This window comes from Enterococcus xiangfangensis, from assembly GCF_005405365.1.
Taxonomy (GTDB): Bacteria; Bacillota; Bacilli; order Lactobacillales; family Enterococcaceae; genus Enterococcus_A; species Enterococcus_A xiangfangensis.
Genome location: NZ_BJDX01000006.1, coordinates 104,408 through 122,630, shown reverse-complemented (window position 1 = coordinate 122,630; position 18,223 = coordinate 104,408). Strand labels below are relative to the sequence as shown.

Sequence of the window (18,223 nt, the reverse complement as noted above, 5' to 3'; positions counted from 1 at the left end):
CTGAGTATTTTTTTACTTCAATAGTTTTAAGAAACTTTCGCCATTTTCTGTTGCTGGAACCGCAAAGTTTTCAGCAATCGTCGCTGCGATATCTGAGTAGTAGCCTTGTGGTAATTTGCCTTGTTCCGTCATTTTTTTACTGTATACCAAAAATGGAACGTATTCACGTGTGTGGTCAGTTCCTGTAAATGTTGGATCGTTTCCGTGATCGGCCGTGATCATCAAGAGGTCATCCTCTTGCATTGCTGCCAAAATCTCTGGAATCCGCAAATCAAATTCTTCGATCGCATGGGCATAACCAACGACATCACGACGGTGACCAAACAATGCATCGAAATCAACTAAGTTTGTAAAACTCAACCCAGTGAAATCTTTTTTCATAACGTCTAATAATTTATCGACACCATCCATGTTGCTCTTCGTACGAACGGCATCTGTGATTCCTTGACCATTGAAGATGTCATTGATTTTTCCGACAGCGATCACATCTTTCCCATTATCTTTCAAGGCATCCAATACCGTCTTGCCAAATGGATCCAACGCGTAATCATGACGATTGCTCGTGCGGGTAAAGTTGCCAGGCTCGCCGACATATGGACGCGCAATGATTCGACCAATCATGTAAGGATCGTCTTTCGTAATATCACGAACGTATTGGCAGATCTTATAAAGTTCTTCTAATGGAATGATCTCTTCATGTGCTGCGATTTGCAAAACAGGATCGGCAGAAGTATAAATAATCAAATCACCCGTCTTCATTTGTTCTTCGCCAAAATCTTTGATAACTTCTGTTCCGCTGTAAGGTTTGTTGGCACCCATAATGATTCCGCGACCAGAAAATTCTGAGATTTTATCTAGCAATTCTTGCGGGAACCCTTCTGGAAATACACGGAATGGTGTTTTGATATTTAATCCGGCAATTTCCCAGTGACCGGTCATTGTATCTTTTCCAACAGAGATTTCTTCCAATTTTGTCGCATAACCATCATGATCTGCTACAGCTTGAACACCTTTTAATGGACGGATTGTCCCAAGTCCAAGTTGCTCTAAATGCGGAATAGTCAATCCCGCTTTCTCAGCAATATGGCCAAGTGTATCTGATCCGACATCTCCAAATTTTTCAGCATCAGGTGCTTCTCCGATACCGACAGAATCCATAACAACTAAGTGAATGCGCTTAAACATTTCTATTCCCTCTTTCTATTAATTTATATCCAATAAGCAAGATATATCCTACTCATGATTTAACAAACATATAATTTCCAATCAAATACTGACTCATCTTATAGTATATTGAGTTCCTCAAGTCCCGTAAACCAAAAGACTTCAGAATTGACAGCATAGCTGTACTCATTTTTCAAAAAACACAAAAAATGATTCTATTTTCGCGCGCATACGATTCCACTAAGCGCGCTAAAACGCGAAGTGGAATTCGCTGCTAATTCGTTTTAGTGTCATAACTTTTTTAATCAAAAAAGTTATCTTAATCTTCATCACGCATATCATTCTACTAACCTGCTGAAAGCAGGTAGTAGAACTGACAAAAAGGGCGTGACTAAGAACATTGTCCCATAGTCCCACCCTTTGATTGCAAAAGAATTATTTTGATTTGATGTAGTTGACGCCATCGGCTTTTGGTGCGGCTGATTTTCCTAAGAAGAGAACCAGTACGATGATAGTCAATACATATGGTGCTGATTGCAAATACACATCTGGGATTTGCGAAATGATCGGCAAGTTTGAACCGGCGATACTCAAGTTTTGGGCGAAGCCGAAGAAGATTGCGGCGCCCATTGCTCCTAGCGGGTTCCATTTACCAAAGATCATTGCTGCCAATGAGATAAATCCTTGTCCAGCAATCGTCGTTGCGGCAAAACGTCCTGCGATCGATTGTGCAAAGACTGCTCCACCCATTCCGCCTAAGAAGCCTGAAAGTAAGACCCCTGAATAGCGCAACGCGTAAACGTTGATCCCTAATGTATCCGCCGCTTGCGGATTTTCACCAACTGAACGCAGGCGTAATCCGAAACGTGTTTTAAAAATGACAAACCAAGAGATCACAGCGACTAAAATAGCAAAGTACGCTGGCAAACTGGTATTTTTGAAGAATAATTCGCCAAGGACAGGGATCTTGCTTAGTCCTGGAAAATCAAAATAACCGAATTGTTGTTGGATTGTATCTGTTTGTCCTTTTCCGTAAAGCACTTTGATCAAAAAGATCGCTAACGGAGGAGCTAATAGATTCATAACTGTCCCACTGATAATATGGTCGGCCCGGAAATTGACCGTCGCTACTGCGTGCAGCAACGAAAAGACCATCCCGGCTAGACCGCCGACTAAAACACCCAGCCAAGGTGTCATCGTACCGAATTGTTCAGCAAATGCTAAGTTGAAAACGACTGAGCTAAAGGCACCCGCTACCATAATTCCTTCTAAACCAACGTTAACGATCCCGCCGCGTTCAGAAAATACACCGCCGAGCGCTGTTAAGATCAATGGTGCAGAATACACGAGTGTCTGAGCAATAATTGACGCTAATAAATCCATATTCATTAGACTTTGCCCCCTTTTTCAGATTCTTCGTTCGGAGCACTTTCTACTTCTTGAACAGTTTTGACTTCTTTTTTACCGCCCATTACTTTCGCAAGCGCAACTCGCACGATATAGTTGATCGCTACAAAGAAGATGATCAACGGAATCACACTATTCGCTAATTCACTAGGAATTCCTGAGAACTGCATCCCCTGTCCACCCAGTTTCAAGATACTGAATAGTAAGGCCGACAATAAAATTCCAATCGAGCTGCCGTTTCCAAGTAATGAGACTGCCATCCCATCAAATCCAATACTTAGTGAAGAACCTTGAACAAAGTAATTCATAAATGTTCCAAGACCGTAAACAACGCCGCCTAGTCCTGCCAAAGCACCAGAGATGATCATTGAGATCACGATCGTCCGTTTGCTGCTCATTCCGGCATATTCCGATGCGAAAGGATTCAAACCAACTGAACGAATTTCAAATCCTAGTGTTGTACGTTTCATTAAGAACCAAACAACGACTAAGAACACAACCGCTAAAATAATCCCCAAGTTGACCCGAGAACCGCCAAACAAATTAGTCAGCCAAGGTTCCCGCAAAGAAGCGTTCAAGCCAACAGCTTTTGTGACCCCTTTATTGGAGATAACATCTGGTGAGATTACATGGTTAACGATATGGTTCGCTACGTATAAGATCACATAGTTCATCATGATTGTTACGATAACTTCACTAGTTCCAAAAAATGCCCGTAACAAACCAGGGATTGCTGCAGCTGCAGCACCTGCTAAAGCACCTACAATAATTGCGACCGGTAATACGATAAATTTTGGTGAATCTGGCATGCTCAAGGCGATCCAGATACTTGCGACCCAACCGCACAAAGCTTGACCTGAAAGCCCAATATTGAAAAATCCAGCGGAATTAGCAACAGAGAACCCTAATGCTGTAAAGATCAATGGTCCGGCACCAACTAAAATTTCTCCGATAGACATTTTGCTTTGGAAAGCCGAGCTGAACATCGCATTGTAGCCTTCGATTGGATTGAAACCAAATATTGCCATCAAAATGGCTCCAAGAATAAATCCTAAAATAACCGAAACGATCGGTACCAACATATTTCTAATTTTTTCTGAGCGATCATTCATTTGTCTCACCAGCCTTTGCTAATTCTTCCCGTGCTTCTTCTAAACTATACCCAGCCATCAACAAGCCAAGTTCATTTTCAGAAGTTTCTTTTGGATCCACGATTCCGACGATTTCGCCAGCATGGATAACCGCGATGCGGTCAGAGACATTTAAAATTTCATCTAACTCAAAACTTACTAATAAAACACCTTTTTGTTTATCACGCTGTTCGACCAAGCGTTTGTGGATATACTCGATTGCTCCAACATCTAGTCCGCGAGTCGGTTGCGCGACGATCAATAGATCAGGGTCACGATCAACTTCCCGTGCAATGATGGCTTTTTGCTGATTCCCCCCAGAAAGTGAGGCTGCAGGAGCTTTTTCACCAGTCGTCCGCACATCATATTCTTCAATCAAACGTTTGGCATAACGATCGATCTCACCATAATTCAAGATACCGTTCTTACTAAATGGTTCATGATAATAAGATTGCAAAGCAATATTTTCTGATAATGGCAGTGGTAAGATCAAACCATATTTATGCCGGTCTTCTGGAACATGCCCTACACCCGTTTCAGTGATTTGACGCGGCGCTTTGCCAGTCACATCTTGACCGTTGATCATTACTGTTCCACTTTCGACCTTGCGCAAACCAGTCAATGCTTGGATCAATTCTGTTTGACCATTGCCGTCGATCCCAGCGATTCCAACAACTTCGCCGCGATGGACCTCCAGCGATAAGTTCTTGACCGCTTCTAAACCGCGGCTTTCTTTTACAACTAGATCTTTGATTGAAAGAACGACTTCGCCTGGTGTTGCCGGTACTTTATCGGTTTTAAATGAAACAGAGCGTCCAACCATCATATCAGCTAATTGTTGCGAGCTGACATCTTTTATGTCGACAGTTCCAATGTATTGTCCCCGACGAATAACAGAACAACGATCAGCAACTTTCTTGATTTCATCTAATTTGTGTGTGATCAAAATAATAGACTTGCCTTCTTTGATCAGCCCGCCCATAATCGCGATCAATTCATCGATTTCTTGTGGCGTCAATACCGCCGTCGGTTCATCAAAAATCAGAACATTTGCGCCGCGATACAACGTTTTTAAAATTTCTACACGTTGTTGCATCCCGACTGAGATATCACGAATATACGCATCCGGATCCACTTTCAACCCATATTCCTGCGACAAACGTTCGATTTCCTCTCTGGCTTTCTTTTGGTCTAGTATGCCGTTTTTACTTGGCTCACTGCCTAAGATAATATTTTCCGTGACGGTAAAGGCATCAACTAACATGAAATGTTGATGGACCATCCCGATTCCTAACTGATTTGCTTTAGTGGGGCTTGAGATGTCGACCTTTTGACCATCCATCAAAATTTCACCAGAAGTTGGTTGTAATAAACCGGACAAAACATTCATCAGCGTCGATTTACCGGCACCATTTTCTCCTAAAAGGGCATGGATCTCTCCTTTTCGGACTTGTAAATTGATGTTATCATTCGCTTTAAACGTGCCAAATTGTTTGGTGATGTTGCGCATCTCAATGACATTTTGTTCTTCTGCCACTTTCTATTCACATCCTATCGCTTTCTACCTGACAAACTATTGCAACGCTAAGGGCGTTCTTCCCTTAGATAAATCCAGCACCGGCTGCGACTTATCTAAAAAAAGAAGGCTTTTTTAAAAGAGAACCATAGCCTCGCATATCGGAGGCTATGGTCACCTGAATTATTTTTCAGGAGTTTCTGGAACTTCGATGTCGCCATTAGCAACTTGATCTTTTGCTTCTTTAACAGCTTCTTTAGCATCGTCAGAAAGGTATCCGTCAGTTAGAGAAACACCGCCGTCTTTCAATCCGTAAACTAAGTGTTCGCCGCCAGGGAATTTGTCTTCTAATGCACGAGTTGAGATATCTTGCACGGCTGCGCCTACACCTTTAAGTGTTGAAGTCAAACAGAAGTTACTGTCTTTATCATCTTTAGAAGTATATTTACCTTCTTTTTGTTGATCGCTATCAACACCGATAACCCAAACTTTGTCCGCTTCGTCTAGTTTTTCGTTACGAGCTTTGGCTTCTGAGAAGACACCTTGACCTGTACCGCCGGAAGCATGATAGATAATATCCACTCCGCCGTTGTACATATTTGCAGCTAGTGCTTTACCTTTCGCTGGATCACCAAATGAAGCAGCGTATTGTACGTCTACAGAAATGTCTTTATCTAGTTTTTTAGCAGTGTCTGCTACACCTTTTTCAAAACCAGCTTGGAAGCGGTCGATGACAGCTCCTTCTTCACCACCAACGAAACCTAATTTATTAGTTTTCGTTGTTTCAGCCGCTGCTACACCTGCTAGATAAGCAGCTTCTTGGTCTTTAAATGTTGCTGAGGCAACGTTATCTTTGCCGTCAATAACTGAGTCGATGATAACGAAGTTTGTGTCTGTATTTTGATCTGCTGCTGCTGAGATTGGGTCAGCTAGCAAATAACCAATCCCAAAGACTGTTTTGAATCCGTTAGAAACAGCTTGTGAGATATTTTGTTCATATTCAGAAGCATCGTTTGATTGGATATAGTTATATCCGCCGTTACCTTTTTTGATATCGTGGTCTTTCCCCCAAGCTTGAAGTCCTTCCCAAGCTGATTGGTTAAATGAACGGTCGTCCACACCACCAATATCTGTTACGATCGCAACACTGTGTTTTGCATCTTCTTTAGACGCTCCGCCTGAGGAATCAGTTGAGCCGCTGCCTCCGCCGCAAGCTCCTAGTGCTAGCAATGCTGCCATCGCTACAGTACCTAGGCCAAATAATTTTGCTTTTTTCATTTCTGTAAAGCCCCCTAAATATGTTTTTTTCAACAGTCATGCGACTGAATGAACGTGGTTTATAAATCTTTGTCAGTGAAGATATATGGCAGTAATCCTTCAACAGTCATTTCTTTGACTGTCCCGTTGTCACCGACTAAGGTTACTGGCATCGCTGGGTCACAAAATTCTGCCATAACTTGCCGACAAGCACCGCATGGCGAAATTGGTTCTGGTGTGTGACCGGCGACTACTAGATGACTAAATTCTCTTTCGCCTTCAGAAACAGCTTTGAAAAAAGCCGTTCGTTCCGCACAGTTAGTCAAGCCAAAAGAAGCATTTTCAATATTAATCCCTTGATACGTTTTCCCATCCTTCGTTACGAGACACGCACCTACAGGAAATTTTGAATATGGGACATACGCTTTATCAAGCGCGTCAACTGCAATGTCAATCCATTCTTTTTTACTCAATTTTAATTGCCTCCTAGTACCCCGTACCGGAAAGTCCGTTCATAATCGCAACACCTGAGCTGACGCCTAAACGAGTTGCACCTGCTTCGATCATTGCTTCTGCTTCTTTAGCGTTGTGGATCCCGCCGGAAGCTTTGACACCCATTTCTGATCCGACTGTTTCACGCATCAAGCGGACATCTTCCACTTTTGCGCCGCCAGTTGAAAAACCAGTTGATGTTTTAACAAAATCTGCACCAGCTGCTTTTGATAATTTGCAAGCTCTGACTTTTTCTTCATTTGTTAATAGCGCTGTTTCGATAATGACTTTGACTAAAGCTTTATCTTTTGCCGCTGCAACTACTGCTTCGATATCTTTTTGAACTTTTTCATCATTGCCGCCTTTTAGTTCGCCAATGTTGATTACCATATCTACTTCGTCCGCTCCATTAGCGATCGCATTTTCAGCTTCAAAAACTTTGGTTTCAGTTGTATTTGCTCCAAGCGGGAAGCCGATCACAGTACAAACGGCCACTGGTTCACCTTGTAATTCTTTTGCCGCAAGCGCTACCCAAGTTGGGTTGATGCAGACTGAGTAAAAACGATATTTTTTTGCTTCTTCGATAATTCTCAACACGTCTGCTTGTGTCGCTTCTGGTTTTAAGATTGTGTGATCGATCATGCGGTTGATTTCCATTAATGATTCCCCATTTCTTTTAGTCATTTCTTTTATTATAGTCTATTCTTTCTTTTTATAAAAAAGTTTTAAATACCTATTCTGTAATTATATCATGGATCAAAACTGGCTCTTCGGGCTGATCACCAATCGAAATGTTTTGATATAGCAGTGTTTCAACTTCGGCAAGCTCTTTTGAATTCGCATAGATTGTCAATAATGATTCGCCTTCAGTGACGGGATCACCAATTTTTTTATGCAGCTTGATACCGACTGCGTGATCGATGCCGTCTTCTTTAGTTTTACGTCCTGCACCTAGCAACATTGCTGCGATACCAATTTCATTTGCTACTAATTTTGTGACATAACCGGAAGTCTTAGCCGGTAATTCGATCGCATAGTTTGCAGTCAAAATCTTTTCCGTTTGATCAATCACTGTCGCATCGCCGCCTTGGTCTTTGACCATTTCACGGAATTTTTCTAACGCTTTGCCAGAATGCAGGGCTTCTTCCAACATTGCCCGTGCTTCTTCTAACGTTTCTGCTTTTTTAGCCAACACGACCATTTGACTGCCCAAAACGTAGCACATTTCAGTTAAGTCTGCCGGTCCATGACCTTTCAAGGTATCGATTGCTTCAACGATTTCCAAACTATTACCGATTGCTTCACCCAATGGCTCAGACATATCTGAAATAACCGCCATTGTTTGTCGACCCGCAAGCTTGCCGATCCGTACCATTGTTTTTGCCAAACGTTTTGCGTCATCAATATTTTTCATAAAAGCGCCTTCGCCAGTCGTCACGTCTAAAACAATCGCATCCGCACCTGCCGCGATTTTTTTGCTCATGATCGAGCTAGCGATCAATGGGATTGAATCAACTGTTGCCGTCACATCACGCAGCGCATAAAGCTTTTTATCCGCCGGTGCTAGATTGCCAGACTGACCGATCACCGCAACTTTACTCTTATTCACGATATCAATAAATTCTTGATCCGATAATTCGATTTTAAAGCCAGGGATTGATTCAAATTTATCCAAAGTTCCGCCAGTAAAGCCTAACCCACGGCCAGACATTTTAGCTACTGGTACACCAACACTTGCTACAAGCGGCGCTAAAACTAATGTCGTTGTATCTCCGACACCGCCGGTTGAATGTTTGTCTACTTTGATGCCCTCAATAGAGGATAAATCGATGATGTCGCCTGAGTTTGCCATCGCTAAAGTTAAGTGTGAGATTTCTTCATCCGTCATATCTTGATAAAAAATCGCCATCAATAACGCACTCATTTGATAATCTGGAATACTGCCGGCCGTATAGCCTTCAATAATAAAATCGATTTCTTCTTTTGATAAGATATTTCCATCACGTTTTTTCTCTATTAGATCTACCATTCTCATAGGAATTCCTCCAAGCTTCACAAAATATTATACAACAAAATGGCGAAAGGTAAACCACTTTAGTAAAACAGTTTACTTAAAGAAGAAGCGCTTTCTGTTAGCGCTGCCATTGTTACTATACCGAGTTGAAATCGCATTGTCAACCCCGGTCCAATTTTTTTACACTCTCACGAATAATTAATTTAGTTTGAAAGATTTTATTCGGAATTCGCTGTGAAGGGAAATTAATCGCGTCAACTAGAAATTTTGCGGCCGAAAATCCAATTTCCGTACTTGGCTGAAAGACCGTCGTCAAAGGCGGAACCATATATTGGCTGACCTCTAACCCATCAAATCCGACAACAGAAATATCCTCAGGAATTTTTAATCCAGCTTCATGAATCGCTTGGTAACAACCGATAGCCATTTCATCATTTCCGCAAAAAATCGCCGTGATTTTTTTATTTTTTAAGACTTCTTTTGCAGCATGATAGCCGCCAGCGATCGTCAATTGCCCGGCGCAAATATAACTTTCGTCAAAAGGCAGTTGGTATTCAAAAATAACTTGACGGTAAGCCTTCACCCGCTCCGTCAATTGATAATAGCCTTGGCTTTCTTTCAGCATACCGATATGACGATGGCCTTTTTCAACTAACATCCGCAAAACTTCTTGCGCGCCTGCATATTCTTCCACTAGTAACTGACCCCAGTCGCGATCATTCAAGCCGCGGTCAATCAAAACGATTGGGTGTTTGCGATAAAATTCACTACCAAGTTTGTGTTCATCTGCTAAATAATTGGGTGTGGCTAATAAGATTCCATCAACTGAACGGTGCGACAATTCATTTAGATAACGTTTTTCTTGTTCACTGTCATGCCGTGAATTGCATAAAATAATCATGTAGCCTAATGGATTCAGGTAACTTTCTACCCCTTCGATCACTTTTGAAAAAAAGAAATCAGTCACATCAGGGACGATCATCCCAATCGTTTTAGAGTGACGATTGATCAAATTTGCCGCGAAAAAATCTGGTTTATAATGATATTCTTCCACGATCGCTAGAACTTTTTTGCGCGTTTGTTCGCTGAAACGACTGCCTTTATTATTCAAAATCTGCGATACTGTCGTGACTGAAACGCCAGCGATTTCAGCGATTTCTTTGATAGTGATCTTCATGACGGACCTTCTTTCTGCATTTTTTTAAGTGTAGCAAAGGAAATTTTAGAAAGAAAGCTTTTTTGTTAAAAGCCTTTTTTCTATTCAAATAAAAAAACTGCAAGCTCATTAAGACACTTGCAGTTGCTGCTATTCTTTTACACTGCGAATAATGTAATAGCCTTTGTCTTTTGCCACGATCTCAGCGTTGCCAAAAACCTCTTCCATCTTGCTCTTTGCACTTGGTGCGCCTTGTTTTTTTTGGATTACGATCGTCAGTGTTCCGCCAACTTTCAATAACGGTTCTGCCTCGCTCAAAATTTGATGGACCACTGTTTTTCCTGCCCGAATCGGCGGATTGCTAATAATCGCTGCATATTCTGTTTGATGTAAGGTTTCATAAATATTCGATTGATGGATGTCCGCTTCGATGCCGTTGCGTTTTGCGTTTTCTTGCGCTAACTCCACCGCACGATTGTTCACATCGATCATCTCTACTGGACGCTCTGTTTGATGCGCTACTGCCATCCCAATCGGACCATATCCGCAACCGACATCTAGCAGCGTTCCTGTTGGTAGATCTTTCGCGTCAAAATGCTCGATCAAAACACGCGAGCCATAATCCACTGTATCGCGGGAGAAAACACCGCTGTCTGTTACAAATTGGAAATTTTTTCCTGCTAGTTCAAATGACCATTGATGCAAGTCATGAGCCGTCTCAGGATTTTCTGAATAGTAATGATTTGTCATACACTTTACCCTTCTGCTAGTAATTTTTCTTTGATATCTCGAGCGATCAAAGCACCTAAGAAATGATATCCTTCTTTTGATGGATGGATACCGTCAAACGCTTGAACAAACTCATTGGGTTTTGGATAGATGGTCATGTGATGATAAAGATCGATCACGTTCACGCCAACTTCTTGAGCGATTTGTTTTGCTTTTTGAGCATAGCGCTGTTGCTGCTCGTTGTCGCCACCAACTGAAATATCCGTGTTGAGATAGCCTGTTGTCAGCAAGATCACTTTGGACGCATCGAAAGATTCAATCATCTCTTTGATATTTTCTCCGAATGCTTCCAGCGTATTTTTTTGCCGCAATGAATCATTGGTCCCAAAAGAAATCACTACAAAATCGCCTTCCGCTTCCACTGCCTCATCAATTCGAGCCAAGCCGTCAGACGAAGATTCTCCGCATTTTCCTAATTCGACCAATTCATAACCAGGAAAACCCATCTCAGTCAATTCAGCCAAAATGTATTTTGCTAAACTATCACTCGTTTTCCCATCCATAAAACCTGTCAATAAACTGTCGCCAAACAACACAATCTTTTTCATGATACACACTCCTTTTTGCAGATTCAATTTTCATTTGTTCTCAACTGGATTCATCGCCTTTATCATAGCATGAAACATTCGATTAATTAATCAAATAGTATGGCTCAACTTCACCCTTTTCTTAACTTCTCACTAGTTTTTCTATCCGCAACTAAAAAAACAATGAAACTCTTACCATTATAATAGCTTTTTGCTGTTTTTTTCGGCTAAAATGTAAGATAGTATTTTTTGTCAAGAAATTATTCGGATTTCTTGGAAATGAAGCACTTTCTGACGCTTTTTTTATGGTAGAATAAGCGCAGTTATTAAAGGATCTCAGTTCCTCTCTTCACAGATTATTTGGGTCGAACGAAAGAATATTGACTTGAACAGATGAGTTGAAATGCCTAGAGGAATGATATACGGCATAAAAAATGAATACCTTGATATGAATAAGGAGGTCATTATGAACGAAAGAGGGAACTATTTTCGAATTGCCCGCGACCAGTGGCAAGATTTTTATACCCCGGGAAACACCCCATTAACCCAAGCAGAACTTGATAACATCAAAAGTTTGAACGATCGAATATCGATGAAAGATGTGACAGATGTCTATGTTCCTTTGTGTCATTTGATCCATCTTTATATGAAAGATTTCGAGTCGCTGACTTTGAGTAAAGGGTTGTTTTTGCATCGTTACGTGAAGATGCCACCATTTATTATCGGTATCGCCGGAAGTGTCGCCGTCGGAAAAAGTACCACCGCTCGCTTATTGCAGACCTTGTTGGATCGCTTGTTCAAACATCAAACAGTCCAATTGATCACCACTGACGGTTTTTTGTATCCGAATGCCGTTTTAGAAGAACGCGGCATCATGGATCGCAAAGGATTTCCCGAAAGTTATGATATGGAAAAACTGATCGATGTCTTGAATGAAGTCAAATCAGGTAAAGAAAACATCCCAATCCCAAAATATTCTCATGATGTGTATGACATCGTCGAAGGCGAACACGAGCTGATCGATTCTCCGGATATTTTGATTGTGGAAGGGATCAATACATTGCAGTTGCCCGCCAACCAGCAAATCTATGTCAGCGACTTTTTCGATTTGTCGATTTTTGTCGACGCAGATCCAAAATTAGTCGAAAAATGGTATTTAGAGCGGTTCGAATCCTTATTGGATACTGCCTTTAAAGATCCTGACAACTATTATTACGACTACGCTGTCGGTGACCGCAAAGCCGCACTAGCAATGGCGGAAGATGTCTGGAAAAATATCAACTTGAAGAATTTGGAAGAGTATATCTTGCCAACTAGAGGCCGAGCTGATATCATCTTGCACAAGGCAAAACATCATATTATTGATGAAATCTTTTTGCGTAAATACTAGCTTATAAAGAAAGCTCGCTTTCTTATATAATAAAACTTGAAAAGGGGTAATAATTGTGACAAACATTTCTACCGAATTAACAGATGTAGAAAAAATCATTGTTCTTGATTATGGTAGTCAATATAACCAATTAATCACTCGTCGTATCCGTGAATTTGGTGTCTTCTCAGAACTTATGAGCCACCGTATCACTGCTGAAGAAGTCAAAGCTATCAATCCAAAGGGAATTATTCTTTCCGGCGGACCAAACAGTGTCTATGACGAAGGCGCCTTCTCTATCGATCCAGAAATCTTCGAATTAGGCATTCCAGTTTTAGGTATTTGTTACGGCATGCAACTGATCACTTATAACTTAGGTGGAAAAGTTGAACCCGCTAAAAACCGCGAATACGGTCAAGCAACATTGGAAGTCATTTCTGATGATGCCGTCTTATTTGCCGGCACACCAAAAGAACAAACTGTTTGGATGAGCCATGGCGATCTAGTGACTCAATTACCCGCAGGTTTTGAAAAAGTCGGTACTAGCAAAGACTGCCCGATTGCTGCAATCCAAGATACTGACCGCAACTTTTTCGGTATTCAATTCCACGCTGAAGTTCGTCATTCAGAATACGGAAACGAATTATTACGTCACTTTGCCTTAGATGTTTGTCAATGTAAAGGTGATTGGACGATGGATAACTTTATCGATATGCAAATCGCGAAGATCCGTGAACAAGTCGGCGACAAAAAAGTCTTATTAGGTCTATCAGGCGGCGTGGACTCAAGCGTTGTTGGTGTCCTTTTACAAAAAGCAATCGGCGACCAATTAACATCGATTTTCGTTGACCATGGCCTGTTACGTAAAGACGAAGGCAAACAAGTCATGGACGCTCTTGGCGGAAAATTCGGCTTGAACATCATCAAAGTCGACGCTCGTGAACGCTTCATGAATAAATTAGCCGGCGTTTCTGATCCAGAGAAAAAACGCAAGATCATCGGAAACGAATTCGTTTATGTCTTTGACGATGAAGCAACCAAACTCGCTGGTCAAGAAGGCGTTTCGTTCTTAGCACAAGGAACCCTTTATACCGACGTGATTGAATCAGGAACCGAAACAGCTCAAACAATCAAATCACACCACAACGTAGGTGGGCTGCCAGAAGACATGCAGTTCGAATTAATCGAACCGCTGAATACTTTGTTCAAAGACGAAGTCCGCGAACTTGGTACACAACTTGGCATGCCTGACTCAATCGTTTGGCGTCAACCTTTCCCAGGACCTGGACTAGGTATCCGCGTGATCGGTGAACTTACTGAAGAAAAATTAGAGATCGTCCGTGAATCCGATGCGATCTTACGCGAAGAAATCGCTAAGGCAGGCCTTGACCGCGACATCTGGCAATACTTCACTGTGCTACCAGGCATCCGTTCAGTCGGCGTTATGGGTGACGGCCGCACATACGATTACACTGTCGGCATCCGTGCCGTAACATCTATCGATGGTATGACCGCAGACTTTGCACGTATCCCATGGGACGTCTTACAAAAAATCTCCGTTCGAATCGTCAATGAAGTCGCACACGTTAACCGCATCGTGTATGACATTACAAGTAAACCACCTGCAACAGTAGAGTGGGAGTAGTTGTAGGAGAGCCAGAAATCCTTGTTTATCAAGGGTTTCTGGCTCTTCTTATTTTTTTACTGCACTTTTATTGCACTTTTTTCATTTCTTTGTTTCGCAAGTAGTCTACAGTAAATTGATTCTTTGGTGAAGTATCATAATTTTGTTTTGCTTCTTTAAAGGAAATGGCTCCATTTAATTTGTTAGCTACCTCAAAATTACTGTTAGGATAAAGATGTCCATACGTTCCTAAAGTCGTCTCAATATCTTCATGTCCTAAACGGTCTTTAATGATGAGTGGGTTTTCTCCCATACTGATTAACAAGGAAGCATGCGAATGCCGTAAACCATGAATTCTGATTCGATGAATACTAGCCAGCTTAGCATAGCGTTCAATAGCATGTGCTAGCGTATGTTTTTGGGTAGGAATACCGTTATAGCTCATTACAAAGTCTGTCTGAATTAGATTTTGTTGTGCTTTCTTCCATTCGGATAGATAATTTAGAGTACATTCATCTAATACAATATGACGAACACTCGCCTTTGTTTTTGGTTCAACAAATCTATAATCCGATTGATTCTTGTAATAAAGTGTTTTGTTGATGGTTAGTACTCCAGAGTCAAAATCAATATCTTCCCATTGAATGGCAGTAGCTTCACCAATTCGCATTCCAGTCATAAATAAAAACCACAGAGAGATAAATAAAAAGTGTTGATAGTAATCTTCTTTATAAATTAGAGAGATTACTTTTTCAAATTCTTCTTTTGTCCAAAATTCAATTTTAGACTTTTGCTTTTTCACATTGCCAATAATCTTAGATGGATTTGTGGTGGTTATCCCAAGGACAATTGCTCGATCCATAGCAACTGAAAATAGTCCTTGAACAGCTCTCACATAAGAAGACTTACATTTCTTTGATAATTTTAGTTGCCAATTTTGCACATCAATAGGCTCAATATCGGAAACAGCCATTTTATCAAAATAAGAGAAATGTTTCTTAATAGTTGGTAAGCGATTTTCATATGTTCTGAGCTTTACCTGTGTCTTATACCATGGAAGAAAAATTTCAAAGATATAATGATTAAACGTCATTTTATCCTTATTCTCACTTAATTCTTCTGGTTTCATCAGTAGTAGTTTTGAATATTCTTCTCTTGCTTCTTTTTTAGTAGTGAATCCACTACGATATTTTTGAATTTTTTTTCCTTTAGAATCATAACCTAGATTTGCACGAAAATAATAGGTTCCATTCTTTGCTTTTTTTATTGGGTCTTTAACCATAGTTTTTACTCCTTACTGTGCAAAAACTACTCAGACCTGTTTTCATTTGAAAACCGAATTCCTAGAATTTCTTCAACAGCTTCACGAGGGACTCTATCTAACTTTCGAGATTGATAGTAGGTATGCCCTTTTGTAATCATCAATTCTTTTGCTTTTTTTATGATGTCTGCTGAAAAAGAAGTTCCATATCCTAGCTCAACTAAATCTTTTTTTGTGACCGTTATCATTATTACTCCTTTCCCATTATAGGCTAGGAAAACTCCAATATTCACCTATAATTATATCAAATATTTTTATGATAATACATTGACAAGAGAAGAATATCCCAGCAATCGAACAGCTCTAGCAAAGCTCACGGGCATTTCACCCCTGCATGATTTTCATGTAGCCGTACCCATTGTCTGCGACGCTACTAACGCTCGGACTGTGGCTATACGGGAGTATCATTATCACGATAAGAAAGTCATGGCAACAATCCTGCTAAAGATTGTTTACGAAGTTTTAACATGAATCGCTCGCTATCTTCATAGATCATGGCGTGTTAGTTCGTTGGCTCTTTTCTTATCGAAACGTATTCGATTGGCTTTATTCAATTGTCAAAGAACGTTTGGCTTGTTAGCCTATCAAAACATACTGAACATACAGTAGGCTTTGATGGAATAACAAACCTCCCAAATCGGGAAGCGTGGAACGGTTCAACACGCTTCCACGAAAAAATGAGATTATTTAATTTCGAACGCTAAAATCTTGGTGATGAGTTTTGTTTCCATTCTGCCACGTAGGGTTTCATCAATAACCATATGAGAATTGCCATATTCGTCTGTCATGCGACGCAAAGAACGTTTTGAGGTATACCCTCGATAATGTTTAACAATCTGATTAATTGCTTCCACGTCGCCATCTGTCGCCTTTACAATGAGGGGGAAGGGAACCCTTGGATAGGCTGTTTTCATTCTTTACACTCCTTCATGAATTCTTTAATCATGGCTAGTCCACTTATTCGATGACGATAAACTGTTGAACGATTTACATTTAGTAATTCTGCAATTTCCACATCACTCATATCCATAAAATAATGAAGTAAAATGATGTTCCGCTTGTTCTCTGGAAGGTGGCGTAAGGCTTCGCTTAACAAATCACTTTCAACATTGATTCTTAATCCATACAATGTGAATAGTTGAAAATCAGTGACATACGTATCAACCGTAGAAAAAGAGGTGACAAGGTAGTTATCTATTTCAGAAAATGAAACTTCTTTTTTGGACAGTCTGCTTAGATGTTTGAAATAATCTTTCCGTTCATCTTCAATGGCTTGTTTGCAGATATAGTCAAACTGATTTTCTATGGTTTCTTGAAAAGAAGATGGTTTCATGTTTTTCACCCCCTTTCTGTCGTGAAAGGGAGTGGCATGTACTTCTTTATCTCCCTTCATACTAAGTCCCGACACGAAAGGGGGATTTGTTGCATAAGTGAAGAAAAATCTTAAAAGATATTCACGAAGTAGCCAAAAAAACACATAAACAGATTGTTTTCTCTGTTCATGTGCTTCAATTGTTCTGTCTATACGATTTGTAAAACCACATTGATGGTCATATTTATCTAGTGTAGGTGGGTAAGTTTTTTTGATAAGAACCTAATTAAGAGAATTAGATAGTGACGTATCTTTTTCATGGCGACTGTGACCTCCATTCAGTCGCCAATTTTATCTACTTTTTAGCAGCATAACTAAATTTTATATAGTTGTATGGGTAAATAAAATCAGCGACCTTTCTATTTGAGATTGGATTTATCACATTCATAAGCATAATAGCGCTCTTAAAAGAACTCACAAACTACATAACACGTTTTTCTATACCTGTTTCCACTTGGATAGGAACAGTAAAATGTATAGAGGTGGTTTATTATGCGTAAAAAAGAAGATAAATACGATTTTAGAGCCGTTGGTCTAGCGATTAAAGAGGCTCGAATAAAACGTGGTCTCACCCGTGAACAAGTAGGAACAATCATTGAAATTGACCCACGTTATTTAACAAATATAGAAAATAAAGGGCAACACCCAAGTACACAGGTGCTTTATGATCTTGTATCATTACTCCATGTGTCTATTGATGAATTTTTCTTACCTACAGATAATTTGATAAAAAGCACTCGAAGGCTACAGATAGAAAAATACATGGATAGCTTTACAGACAAAGAACTATCCTTAATGGAAGCACTAGCAAAAGGTATCAATGAAGCAAGAAATATTGAAGGCTAGTCAGTAAAATTCAGATAAACAAAAAGAGCCGATAAGATGAGAGTTTCATTTCTCAAATTATCGGCTCTGCGTCTTGGCGTCTGGCTCTTTGATTGTTATTATATTCATTTTTTGAACATTAATTAAAGTTTCGTTCTTACATTTGGGGCAGTATAAAGGGAAATTTTTAAGTATAGTATCCACTCGTATTCGTAGTCTTGTTTTATTTCCACAAATAGGACACAATATCCACTTGTAGT

19 protein-coding genes are annotated in these 18,223 nt (G+C 40.4%); 3 read left to right on the top strand and 16 right to left on the bottom strand.

From position 1 onward, the window contains the following. Nucleotides 1-12: 12 nt before the first annotated feature. The 11 genes from deoB to FFM68_RS08725 all read right to left on the bottom strand — a co-directional run bounded on the left by deoB (nucleotide 13) and on the right by FFM68_RS08725 (nucleotide 11,473). A complete protein-coding gene (gene deoB, locus FFM68_RS08775; protein WP_137618962.1) occupies nucleotides 13-1,185 on the bottom strand; it encodes a phosphopentomutase in 1,173 nt (390 codons plus the stop codon). A gap of 414 nt (nucleotides 1,186-1,599) precedes the next feature. Continuing rightward, complete coding sequence (locus FFM68_RS08770) at nucleotides 1,600-2,553, bottom strand: ABC transporter permease (protein WP_137618961.1); 954 nt, start codon at nucleotides 2,551-2,553, stop codon at nucleotides 1,600-1,602. Continuing rightward, complete coding sequence (locus FFM68_RS08765; protein ID WP_137618960.1) at nucleotides 2,553-3,683, bottom strand: ABC transporter permease; 1,131 nt, start codon at nucleotides 3,681-3,683, stop codon at nucleotides 2,553-2,555. Before FFM68_RS08765 ends, FFM68_RS08770 begins: the two co-directional genes overlap by 1 nt. Then, nucleotides 3,676-5,211, bottom strand: a complete 1,536-nt coding sequence (locus FFM68_RS08760; protein WP_239585144.1) for an ABC transporter ATP-binding protein — start codon at nucleotides 5,209-5,211, stop codon at nucleotides 3,676-3,678. Before FFM68_RS08760 ends, FFM68_RS08765 begins: the two co-directional genes overlap by 8 nt. A 189-nt stretch (nucleotides 5,212-5,400) precedes the next feature. Next, nucleotides 5,401-6,495, bottom strand: a complete 1,095-nt coding sequence (locus FFM68_RS08755) for a BMP family lipoprotein (protein ID WP_137618958.1) — start codon at nucleotides 6,493-6,495, stop codon at nucleotides 5,401-5,403. A gap of 59 nt (nucleotides 6,496-6,554) precedes the next feature. Then, on the bottom strand, nucleotides 6,555-6,947 hold the full coding sequence (locus FFM68_RS08750) for a cytidine deaminase (protein WP_137618957.1): 393 nt from the start codon (nucleotides 6,945-6,947) through the stop codon (nucleotides 6,555-6,557). Nucleotides 6,948-6,960: 13 nt separating this feature from the next. After that, the gene (gene deoC / locus FFM68_RS08745) at nucleotides 6,961-7,623 is read right to left on the bottom strand and encodes a deoxyribose-phosphate aldolase (protein WP_137619034.1); all 663 of its coding nucleotides are present in this window, start codon (nucleotides 7,621-7,623) and stop codon (nucleotides 6,961-6,963) included. A gap of 76 nt (nucleotides 7,624-7,699) precedes the next feature. Beyond that, nucleotides 7,700-9,001 carry a pyrimidine-nucleoside phosphorylase gene (locus FFM68_RS08740; protein WP_137618956.1) on the bottom strand — a complete coding sequence of 434 codons (1,302 nt, stop codon included), beginning with the start codon at nucleotides 8,999-9,001 and terminating at the stop codon, nucleotides 7,700-7,702. A gap of 139 nt (nucleotides 9,002-9,140) precedes the next feature. Next, on the bottom strand, nucleotides 9,141-10,157 hold the full coding sequence (locus tag FFM68_RS08735; RefSeq protein ID WP_137618955.1) for a LacI family DNA-binding transcriptional regulator: 1,017 nt from the start codon (nucleotides 10,155-10,157) through the stop codon (nucleotides 9,141-9,143). A 129-nt stretch (nucleotides 10,158-10,286) separates the two neighbouring features. Then, on the bottom strand, nucleotides 10,287-10,886 hold the full coding sequence (locus FFM68_RS08730) for a class I SAM-dependent methyltransferase (protein ID WP_137618954.1): 600 nt from the start codon (nucleotides 10,884-10,886) through the stop codon (nucleotides 10,287-10,289). A 5-nt stretch (nucleotides 10,887-10,891) separates the two neighbouring features. Next, nucleotides 10,892-11,473: an SGNH/GDSL hydrolase family protein gene (locus FFM68_RS08725; RefSeq protein ID WP_137618953.1), complete on the bottom strand. Its 582-nt coding sequence runs from the start codon at nucleotides 11,471-11,473 to the stop codon at nucleotides 10,892-10,894. A gap of 445 nt (nucleotides 11,474-11,918) precedes the next feature. Here FFM68_RS08725 and coaA point away from each other — a divergent pair, with 445 nt between their 5' ends. Together coaA and guaA are read left to right on the top strand one after the other, a co-directional pair. Next, nucleotides 11,919-12,842, top strand: a complete 924-nt coding sequence (coaA, locus tag FFM68_RS08720) for a type I pantothenate kinase (RefSeq protein ID WP_137618952.1) — start codon at nucleotides 11,919-11,921, stop codon at nucleotides 12,840-12,842. Between the two features lie 55 nt (nucleotides 12,843-12,897). Next, nucleotides 12,898-14,466 carry a glutamine-hydrolyzing GMP synthase gene (guaA, locus tag FFM68_RS08715; RefSeq protein WP_137618951.1) on the top strand — a complete coding sequence of 523 codons (1,569 nt, stop codon included), beginning with the start codon at nucleotides 12,898-12,900 and terminating at the stop codon, nucleotides 14,464-14,466. 67 nt (nucleotides 14,467-14,533) lie between these two features. Here guaA and FFM68_RS08710 read toward each other — a convergent pair whose 3' ends face one another. From FFM68_RS08710 to FFM68_RS08690, 4 genes are all read right to left on the bottom strand, one after another. After that, on the bottom strand, nucleotides 14,534-15,727 hold the full coding sequence (locus FFM68_RS08710; protein ID WP_000237798.1) for a site-specific integrase: 1,194 nt from the start codon (nucleotides 15,725-15,727) through the stop codon (nucleotides 14,534-14,536). A gap of 26 nt (nucleotides 15,728-15,753) precedes the next feature. Further along, nucleotides 15,754-15,954, bottom strand: a complete 201-nt coding sequence (locus tag FFM68_RS08705; protein WP_000633909.1) for a DUF3173 domain-containing protein — start codon at nucleotides 15,952-15,954, stop codon at nucleotides 15,754-15,756. Between the two features lie 495 nt (nucleotides 15,955-16,449). Then, nucleotides 16,450-16,680: a helix-turn-helix domain-containing protein gene (locus FFM68_RS08695; RefSeq protein WP_000845144.1), complete on the bottom strand. Its 231-nt coding sequence runs from the start codon at nucleotides 16,678-16,680 to the stop codon at nucleotides 16,450-16,452. Beyond that, nucleotides 16,677-17,099 (bottom strand): RNA polymerase sigma factor, encoded by a 423-nt coding sequence (locus tag FFM68_RS08690; RefSeq protein WP_000804878.1) that lies wholly within the window; start codon nucleotides 17,097-17,099, stop codon nucleotides 16,677-16,679. The genes FFM68_RS08695 and FFM68_RS08690 overlap by 4 nt, the downstream gene beginning before the upstream one ends. Nucleotides 17,100-17,630: 531 nt before the next feature. On the opposite strand from FFM68_RS08690, the gene FFM68_RS08685 reads away from it, so the two are divergent. Continuing rightward, nucleotides 17,631-17,984 (top strand): helix-turn-helix transcriptional regulator, encoded by a 354-nt coding sequence (locus FFM68_RS08685; protein ID WP_001227349.1) that lies wholly within the window; start codon nucleotides 17,631-17,633, stop codon nucleotides 17,982-17,984. A gap of 57 nt (nucleotides 17,985-18,041) precedes the next feature. On the opposite strand, the gene FFM68_RS08680 is transcribed toward FFM68_RS08685, so the two are convergent. Next, nucleotides 18,042-18,209 carry a cysteine-rich KTR domain-containing protein gene (locus FFM68_RS08680; protein ID WP_001803271.1) on the bottom strand — a complete coding sequence of 56 codons (168 nt, stop codon included), beginning with the start codon at nucleotides 18,207-18,209 and terminating at the stop codon, nucleotides 18,042-18,044. Between the last annotated feature and the right edge of the window lie 14 nt (nucleotides 18,210-18,223).

Bases quoted from the DNA above. Each gene is read 5' to 3' on its own strand.
- deoB (WP_137618962.1), bottom strand. From the start codon at position 1,185: ATGTTTAAGCGCATTCACTTAGTTGTTATGGATTCTGTCGGTATCGGA.
- FFM68_RS08770 (WP_137618961.1), bottom strand. From the start codon at position 2,553: ATGAATATGGATTTATTAGCGTCAATTATTGCTCAGACACTCGTGTAT.
- FFM68_RS08765 (WP_137618960.1), bottom strand. From the start codon at position 3,683: ATGAATGATCGCTCAGAAAAAATTAGAAATATGTTGGTACCGATCGTT.
- FFM68_RS08760 (WP_239585144.1), bottom strand. From the start codon at position 5,211: ATGCGCAACATCACCAAACAATTTGGCACGTTTAAAGCGAATGATAAC.
- FFM68_RS08755 (WP_137618958.1), bottom strand. From the start codon at position 6,495: ATGAAAAAAGCAAAATTATTTGGCCTAGGTACTGTAGCGATGGCAGCA.
- deoC (WP_137619034.1), bottom strand. From the start codon at position 7,623: ATGGAAATCAACCGCATGATCGATCACACAATCTTAAAACCAGAAGCG.
- FFM68_RS08740 (WP_137618956.1), bottom strand. From the start codon at position 9,001: ATGAGAATGGTAGATCTAATAGAGAAAAAACGTGATGGAAATATCTTA.
- FFM68_RS08735 (WP_137618955.1), bottom strand. From the start codon at position 10,157: ATGAAGATCACTATCAAAGAAATCGCTGAAATCGCTGGCGTTTCAGTC.
- FFM68_RS08730 (WP_137618954.1), bottom strand. From the start codon at position 10,886: ATGACAAATCATTACTATTCAGAAAATCCTGAGACGGCTCATGACTTG.
- FFM68_RS08725 (WP_137618953.1), bottom strand. From the start codon at position 11,473: ATGAAAAAGATTGTGTTGTTTGGCGACAGTTTATTGACAGGTTTTATG.
- coaA (WP_137618952.1), top strand. From the start codon at position 11,919: ATGAACGAAAGAGGGAACTATTTTCGAATTGCCCGCGACCAGTGGCAA.
- FFM68_RS08710 (WP_000237798.1), bottom strand. From the start codon at position 15,727: ATGGTTAAAGACCCAATAAAAAAAGCAAAGAATGGAACCTATTATTTT.
- FFM68_RS08705 (WP_000633909.1), bottom strand. From the start codon at position 15,954: ATGATAACGGTCACAAAAAAAGATTTAGTTGAGCTAGGATATGGAACT.
- FFM68_RS08695 (WP_000845144.1), bottom strand. From the start codon at position 16,680: ATGAAAACAGCCTATCCAAGGGTTCCCTTCCCCCTCATTGTAAAGGCG.
- FFM68_RS08690 (WP_000804878.1), bottom strand. From the start codon at position 17,099: ATGAAACCATCTTCTTTTCAAGAAACCATAGAAAATCAGTTTGACTAT.
- FFM68_RS08685 (WP_001227349.1), top strand. From the start codon at position 17,631: ATGCGTAAAAAAGAAGATAAATACGATTTTAGAGCCGTTGGTCTAGCG.